General features: G+C 68.9%; 7 protein-coding genes. All 7 read right to left on the bottom strand.

The window, feature by feature from the left end; translation table 11 throughout:
* On the bottom strand, window positions 1-702 hold a 702-nt coding region (gene sepF / locus B1964_RS13305; protein WP_139765724.1), incomplete at its 3' end, for a cell division protein SepF.
* Window positions 703-800: 98 nt separating this feature from the next.
* Window positions 801-1,532, bottom strand: a complete 732-nt coding sequence (locus B1964_RS13310) for a YggS family pyridoxal phosphate-dependent enzyme (protein ID WP_006370498.1) — start codon at window positions 1,530-1,532, stop codon at window positions 801-803.
* Window positions 1,529-2,296, bottom strand: coding sequence for a peptidoglycan editing factor PgeF (gene pgeF, locus B1964_RS13315; RefSeq protein WP_079930102.1), 768 nt, complete (start codon window positions 2,294-2,296; stop codon window positions 1,529-1,531). Before pgeF ends, B1964_RS13310 begins: the two co-directional genes overlap by 4 nt.
* Before the next feature lie 2 nt (window positions 2,297-2,298).
* Entirely contained in the window at window positions 2,299-3,468 is a 1,170-nt protein-coding gene (gene ftsZ / locus B1964_RS13320; RefSeq protein ID WP_006370500.1) for a cell division protein FtsZ, read from the bottom strand.
* Window positions 3,469-3,652: 184 nt separating this feature from the next.
* Window positions 3,653-4,351 (bottom strand): FtsQ-type POTRA domain-containing protein, encoded by a 699-nt coding sequence (locus B1964_RS13325; protein ID WP_079930103.1) that lies wholly within the window; start codon window positions 4,349-4,351, stop codon window positions 3,653-3,655.
* The gene (gene murC / locus B1964_RS13330) at window positions 4,351-5,985 is read right to left on the bottom strand and encodes a UDP-N-acetylmuramate--L-alanine ligase (RefSeq protein ID WP_079930105.1); all 1,635 of its coding nucleotides are present in this window, start codon (window positions 5,983-5,985) and stop codon (window positions 4,351-4,353) included. The genes B1964_RS13325 and murC overlap by 1 nt, the downstream gene beginning before the upstream one ends.
* Before the next feature lie 71 nt (window positions 5,986-6,056).
* Entirely contained in the window at window positions 6,057-7,274 is a 1,218-nt protein-coding gene (murG, locus tag B1964_RS13335) for an undecaprenyldiphospho-muramoylpentapeptide beta-N-acetylglucosaminyltransferase (protein ID WP_006370503.1), read from the bottom strand.
* Window positions 7,275-7,400: the final 126 nt, after the last annotated feature.

Below are 7,400 nucleotides of genomic sequence, written 5' to 3' on the forward strand. Positions count from 1 at the left end.
TGAGAGCAAGAACACCTTGGTGGCCACCTTGTCGAAGGAGCCACGCAATGCGAACGCCAGTCCGGCGGCGAAGTCGACGAGTCGCTTGGCGTCGTCGTTGGTCATGTTGACCAGGTCCATGATCACCGGATTGCCATCACGGAAGCGCTCACCGATGGTGCGTGCCTCACCGTAATCGGACGGACGCAGGGTGGTGATCTTGTGCAGCGGGCCGTCGGCGAAGACGCGCTCGAGGTCACCCCGGTCGGCCCCGCCCGGCCGCCCGGCGCCGGTCGCACGCAACGTCGCACCGCTAGAGCGCTGCAACGGCTCGAGCCGGGTGGCACGCACCCGCTCGGGCGACACTTCGGTGGCCGCTCGGACGCCACCGCCCGCGTAGGCGTACTCCGCGCCGGCGTAGCCGGGCTCGTATCCCTCGTAACCGCCCACCGCGTACCGCCGCTCCTCGGCGTAGACCTCGCGATCGCGTCCGGCCAAGCCGGCCTCCCGATCCCGGTAGCCGGCGTCGCGGTAATCGCCGTAGGCGGAGTCGGCGAGTGCCTCCTCCCGGTAGGACGAGTCGCCGTAGTAGTCGTCGCGGTAGGCGCGCTCTCGCGCGGCGCCCCGGACCGGGCCGGGGCCGGGCTCGTCGAGGTAGTCGTCCTCGTACTCGCTCGGAGGCACCATGCCGAAATATGCCTTGAACTTCTGCATCGTGGTCATGTGCTGGGCCTCTCTGGTCATCCGACGCTCACGAGCGGGTGTTGCAGCTGTTGCCGGTGTGTGAGCTGTTCTCGATGGTTCTCGTGTGACTTGTGTGATTACTGAGAGAGTATCGGCCGGGATCCCATGATCGCGGTACCGACACGCACACATGTCGAGCCGTATTCGACGGCGATCGCCATGTCGCCACTCATGCCGGCCGACAGCGCTGTCGCATCCGGATGCTCCCGCAGGAATCCCTCGCGGATGCGCGCGGTCGTCGCCATCCACTCCCGCACCTCACCGTGCGTCGGCGCGATGACCATCAAGCCCGCCAGCCGCAGCGACGGCGCGGCGACCACGCGCTGTGCGAGTTCGGGCAGCTCCGCCTCGATGACGCCACCCCGCGTCGGATCACCGTCGAGACTGACCTGACAGAACACCCCGAGAGGTTCGGTGCGCAGCTGCTCGTGCAACGCCGCCTGCGCCGCCGTCGCCAACTGGTCGACGAGCTTGTCGCGATCGACCGAATGCACCGAACGCGCCCAGCGCGCAACGGTTTTCGCCTTCTTGGTCTGCACGCTGCCGATCATGTCGAAGACGGCTCCGCTGCTGTCGACGAGCTCACCGAGTTCGGCGATCTTGCGACTGGCCTCGGGTTCGCGGGACTCGCCGAACTCGCGCTCTCCCAGCTCGATCAGCCGCGCAACATCGGCGGCCGGAAAGAACTTGGTCACCACCAGCAGCTCGACGTCACCCGGCGCACGACCGGCGCGGGCGACGGCCGCGTCGAGTTCCCCGCGCACGGTGGCCAGGCGCTGCGCGAGCTCCTCGGTGCGCGGATCGCTCACCGGTCGATCCAGATGACCGAGGCCAGCCGACCCGTCGGTGCGCCGCGACGGTGACTGAACAGATCGGTGTCGGAGATGGTGCACCGCGGGTCGACGGCCACCGAGTTCACCCCGACGGCCAGCAACTGCCGCCGGATACCGGCCCGCAGATCCAGACCAGCGGTGCCCTTCGCGGTCCGGCAGGCGCTGCCGGGCAGGCGCTCCTCGACGTCGCGCTGCATCGCGTCGGGCACCTCGTAGCGCTCACCGCCGGCTGCCGGGCCGAGAAAGGCCCCGATGCGCTCGGGACGCGCGCCGAGCCGGATCATCGCGCGCAGGGTGGCCGGCACGATGCCGATGCGGGCACCGACGCGACCGGCGTGGACACCGGCGATGACACCGGCCTCGTCGTCGCTGAGCAACACCGGCACGCAATCGGCCGAGAGCACCGCGAGCGCCACCCCGGGCAGGGCGGTGACCAGTGCGTCGGTGGCCGGCACGCGGATCGACGGGCCCACCTTCTCGACGTCGGGTGCGGTGAACGTCGACTCGTCGACCACGGTCACGTTGCGGCTGTGGATCTGCTCCATCCACACCACCCGGGATTCGTCCACCCCGATCTGGCGGGCCAGCCGCGAACGATTGGCGGCGACCGCTGCGGGGTCGTCACCGACGTGATCGCCGAGATTGAAACTGTCGTAGGGCGCCTGCGAGCTGCCGCCGGCGCGGGTGGTGACCACCCGACGCACCCGAGCTGCCGTCGCCGGTCCACCGGTCCCACCCATGACTATCGCTTCATGAAGGAGGGCACATCGACGTCGTCGTCGTCGAGGGTCACGTTGTTGCGACGCGGCCGCTCCGGTGTCGACGACGAGGCGAAGGGATCGCCCTGCCCCGACGGCATCTCGCCGAACAGGGGGTCGTTCTTCGCCGGCCGGGACACGTCGCCGGCCTGCGCGGCCCCGACCTTGCCCGCTCCGGCGGCGGGGGCGTCGGCACGCTTGCGCGGTGAGCCACCGTCGAAACCGGCGGCGATCACGGTCACCCGCACCTCGTCGCCGAGGTTGTCGTCGATCACCGTGCCGAAGATGATGTTCGCGTCCTCGTGGGCGGCCTCCTGGACCTGGGTCGCGGCGTTGTGGATCTCGAACAGACCGAGGTCACTGCCACCGGCGATCGAGATGAGCACACCACGCGCACCTTCCATCGACGCCTCGAGCAACGGCGAGTTGATCGCCGACTCGGCGGCCTTCTTCGCACGGTCCTCGCCGCGCGAGGAGCCGATCCCCATCAGGGCGCTGCCGGCATCGCTCATGACGCCCTTGACGTCGGCGAAGTCGACGTTGATCAGGCCCGGGGTGGTGATCAGGTCGGTGATGCCCTGCACGCCGTTGAGGAGCACCTCGTCGGCGCTGCGGAAGGCGTCCATCAGGCTCACCTGGGCGTCGCCGAGCTGCAGCAGACGGTCGTTGGGGATGACGATCAACGTGTCGCACGACTCGCGCAGCGCGGTGATCCCGGCTTCGGCCTGGCCGCCGCGGCGCTTGCCCTCGAATGCGAACGGTCGGGTCACCACGCCGACGGTCAGCGCACCGAGCTTGCGGGCGATCTGGGCCACCACCGGTGCACCACCGGTGCCGGTGCCGCCGCCCTCTCCCGCGGTCACGAAGACCATGTCGGCGCCCTTGAGGAGCTCCTCGATCTCGTCGCGGGCGTCCTCGGCCGCACGCCGGCCGACCTCTGGATCGGCACCGGCGCCGAGCCCACGGGTCGAGTCGCGTCCCACGTCGAGTTTGACGTCGGCGTCGCTCATCAACAGCGCTTGGGCATCGGTGTTGATGGCGATGAACTCCACCCCCTTGAGCCCCTGCTCGATCATGCGGTTCACGGCGTTGACGCCGCCGCCGCCGATGCCGACGACCTTGATCACGGCCAGGTAGTTGTGCGGTGGCGTCATGACGCTCGCCTTCCTCTTGTCGATCGCGAAACCCTAAACCTCAACCATAGATTCAGAGTTATGTCAAGTAGTGATGTTGGGATTGACGCTAGGCATCACCACCCCGGTGGGCCAGCAGGTGGCCCGGCGTGTCGCCAAACTCGTGTCCCCCGACACCGATTCGCACGGCGTCGACAGCGAATCCTCATCGAAAGGCGGGGAAATTCGGCGCCGAGACGTTGTACTCGGTCGCCTTCTGGCTCAGGAGGTAGCCGAGAGTGCGCGCCTTCTCGTCGTTGCGGGTGTCGTCACCCCAGATGACCTTGCGGTTGCCGGTCAACGCGAATTCGATGTCCACCGGCGAATTCGCGATCACCCGCAGCACCAGCGCCGACAACTGCGGCGGCAGGTCTGCGGTCACCCCGAGCGCAGCGCGCGTCGTCGGATCGGCCGGGCCGGGGGTCGCGGTCTGCAACACCGGGAGTTTCTTGATCTCCGGCGGAATCGAGGAGTTCGGGTAAGTCAGATAGCCCACGCCGGACCGGTCGAGCACGTGCACCTTGTCGCCGTCGGGGACCACCGCGACCGGCACCCGTTCGATGACGATGATCTGCAGGGTCGAGGGATAACTGCGCTGCACCCGCGCCGAGGAGATCGACGGGATGGCCGCGATCCGCCGGGCCACCGCCTCGGTGTCGACCTGCAGCAGCGGCGTACCGGGGGCCACCGCGGCGGCATCGAGGATCTGCGCCCCCGGAACGGTCCGGTTGTCACTGATCTCGGTGTTGCGCACCGACATCAGCGGCGTCAGGTAGGCGATGAGCACCAGACCCACGACCACCACGACGGTCAGGACGACGCCGAGAACGATCCGCGGACGACGCCGTTGCGGCAGCACACGCATCAGCGCTCACCGCCGCCCGTTCCCCCGGCGCCGGTACCACGATCCCCACCGGACGCGCGATGCGCGAGTGCGGCAAGGATTTCCGGGCCCTGCATGGTGATATCGCCCGCACCGAGGGTCAGCACCACGTCCCCCGGCCGCACCAGCCCGGCCACCGTGGTTGCCAGTGCGGACAAATCGGGCTCGAAGTGCGCCGCTCGCGTCATCCGCTCGACGATCATCCGGCCACTGACACCGGGTACCGGCTGCTCGCGCGCCCCGTACACATCGGCGACCACCACCGCATCGGCAAGGTCGAGCGCAGCAGCAAACTCGTCAGCGAATTCCTCTGTGCGCGAATACAAGTGGGGTTGGAATACCGCGACGACGCGGCGTCGGCGACCGGAGTCGTCGCCGTCGACCATGGCACGCGCGGCCGTCAGCACCGCGGTCACCTCGGTCGGATGATGGGCGTAATCGTCGAAGACCTCGACCACTCCCCCAGCGGCCGAACTTTGCCCGGCGCTGTCGTCGTCGACACCACCGCCCTCGACACCACCGTCGTCGATGCTCACGCGACCCTTGAATTCGAACCGCCGCCGCACACCGGCGAACGCCTCGATCCCCGCGATCACCGCCGAGAGATCACCGCCCGCACGGGTGGCAGCGACGATCGCGGCAATCGCGTTGCGCGCCATGTGGATTCCCGGGATCGTCAACGCCACCGAGCGGTCCGCGGAACTGTCCACCGCCGCGCCGGGATCGACGACCGGCGCGCCGAAGCGCACACCGATCTCGCTGCCGGCCGCCGTCGGCGTCCACGACGTCATCGTCGCCACCACCCGCACGCCGTCGGGAACCTCCACCTCCGGCGCGCCATAACCCAGCACCGACACGCCACGCTGCGTCAGAGACGCCGCGTGGCGCCGCGCAAGTGCGCAAGCGCCCGGATCGTCGAGACACACCACCAACGATCCACCCGGCTTGATCCGCGCAACGAACTCGTCGAACACCGCAACATAGCGCTCCACGGTGCCGAAGAAGTCGAGATGATCGACCTCGATGTTGGTGACCACCACGATGTCCGGGACGTATTCGAGCAGCGAGCCGTCACTCTCATCGGCCTCGGCCACGAACACCGACCCGCTGCCGTGATGGGCGTTGGTGCCCGACTCGTTGAGCTCACCGCCGATCGCGAACGACGGATCGAGGCCACAGTGCTGCAGCGCCACCACGGTCATCGAGGTGGTCGAGGTCTTGCCGTGCGTGCCCGCGATCAGCACCGAGCGGTACCCGACCATCAACTCCGCCAGCACATGCGGACGCAACAGGATCGGGATCCGGCGCGACCGCGCGGCAACGAGTTCCGGATTGGTCTTGGGGATCGCCGCGTGCGTCGTCACCACCACCGACGGACCGCCGGGGATCTGGTCCAGCGCCGAGGGATCGTGCCCCACCTGAATCAGGGCGCCACGTGTGCGCAACGCCAGGATGCCGCGACTGCTCTTGGCGTCCGACCCCGACACCTGGGAGCCCCGCGCGAGCAGGATGCGCGCCAAACCCGACATGCCCGCGCCACCGATACCGACCATGTGGACGCGGCGCAGGTGGTCGGGGAGCTCCCCGACCGCCGACCCCGACACGTCGCCGGTCATGGGTTCACCTCCATCGCCGGATCCCGCACGAGAACTCACGTCGGCACCAGGCGTGCCGACTCCCCAATTGTTCACTGCTCGGGGGCCGAAAGCGGCGAACGAAACGCGGCCGACAGCGGCTTACGATGCTCACCGGCGCGAAAACGCGCAGCCAGGTCCAGCGCCGCCCGCGCCACCTCGGTCGCCGCGTCGCGATGTCCGGTACCCGACGCGGCCGCCGACATCGCCGCCAGCCGTTCCGGATCCGACAACAGGGCTGGCACCTCCCGCGCCACCCAGTCGCTGGTGAGATCGTCGTTGTCGACGAGCAGCCCACCGCCCGCACGCACGACCGGCAACGCGTTGAGCCGCTGCTCACCATTGCCATGCGGCAACGGCACATAGATCGCCGGGAGCCCGGTCGCCGACACCTCGGCCACCGTCATCGCACCCGACCGGCACACGACCAGGTCGGCCGCGGCATATGCGAGATCCATCCGCTTGAGATATCCGACACCCCGATACGGTGGTGCCCCCTCGGGCGAGACCGGATCGATCGAGTTCTTCGGTCCGTACGCATGCAGGACACCGATACCCGCGCGACCCAACGCCTCGGCCGCACCGGCCACCGCCGCATTGAGCTGCGCGGCACCCTGCGAGCCGCCGAACACCAGTAGCGTCGGAGCGTCCTCGTCGAGCCCGAAGTAATGACGAGCCTTGGCGCGCAACGCCATCCGATCCAACTCGGCGATCTGCCCGCGCACCGGGATACCTACCACCCGGGCGTCGGCGAGCCCCGAACCGTCCACCGCCGCAAGCACCACGTCGGCGAACCGTGCACCCACCTTGTTGGCAATACCCGCACTGGCATTCGCCTCATGGATCACCACCGGCAACCGCCGCTTGCCCCGCAGATGCGCCTGCGCCGCGAGATAGGCGGGAATCGACACATAACCGCCGAAACCGACGACGACGTCGGCATCCACCGCCGCCAGCGCCTTGCGTGCGGCTGCCACCGACCGGGCCAATCGCAGCGGGGTCTTCGCCAACTCCACACCCGGCTTACGCGGCAACGGCACCGGCGGGATCAACGACAACTCGTATCCACGCTCGGGAACCAGCGACGTCTCCAGCCCACGACTCGTCCCCAACGCGGTGATCCTGGCCTGGGGATCCAGACGCCGCACCGCGTCGGCGACCGCCAACGCAGGCTCGATGTGCCCGGCGGTACCGCCACCGGCCACCACCACCGAGAGCGGGCGAGAATCCGATCCCTCGGCCCGGGCAGCACCGTGCTCCTGTGATTCCATCGCGGGTCGTCAACTCCATTCCGCCGCCAGTCGGCGGGTCACACCGTCACGTCCAAACACGCACGTCCGCCTCAGCGGCGACGCGCCGTACCACTGGGATATCCGCGCGGCTGCGACCGCGACTGC

The sequence above is a fragment of the Gordonia sp. i37 genome (assembly GCF_002043085.1).
GTDB lineage: Bacteria > Actinomycetota > Actinomycetes > Mycobacteriales > Mycobacteriaceae > Gordonia > Gordonia polyisoprenivorans.

What these genes read in the sequence shown, in the direction of transcription:
- pgeF (WP_079930102.1), bottom strand. Translation starts at nt 2,296, where the DNA reads ATGGGTGGGACCGGTGGACCGGCGACGGCAGCTCGGGTGCGTCGGGTG.
- ftsZ (WP_006370500.1), bottom strand. Translation starts at nt 3,468, where the DNA reads ATGACGCCACCGCACAACTACCTGGCCGTGATCAAGGTCGTCGGCATC.
- murG (WP_006370503.1), bottom strand. Translation starts at nt 7,274, where the DNA reads ATGGAATCACAGGAGCACGGTGCTGCCCGGGCCGAGGGATCGGATTCT.
- murC (WP_079930105.1), bottom strand. Translation starts at nt 5,985, where the DNA reads ATGACCGGCGACGTGTCGGGGTCGGCGGTCGGGGAGCTCCCCGACCAC.
- B1964_RS13325 (WP_079930103.1), bottom strand. Translation starts at nt 4,351, where the DNA reads ATGCGTGTGCTGCCGCAACGGCGTCGTCCGCGGATCGTTCTCGGCGTC.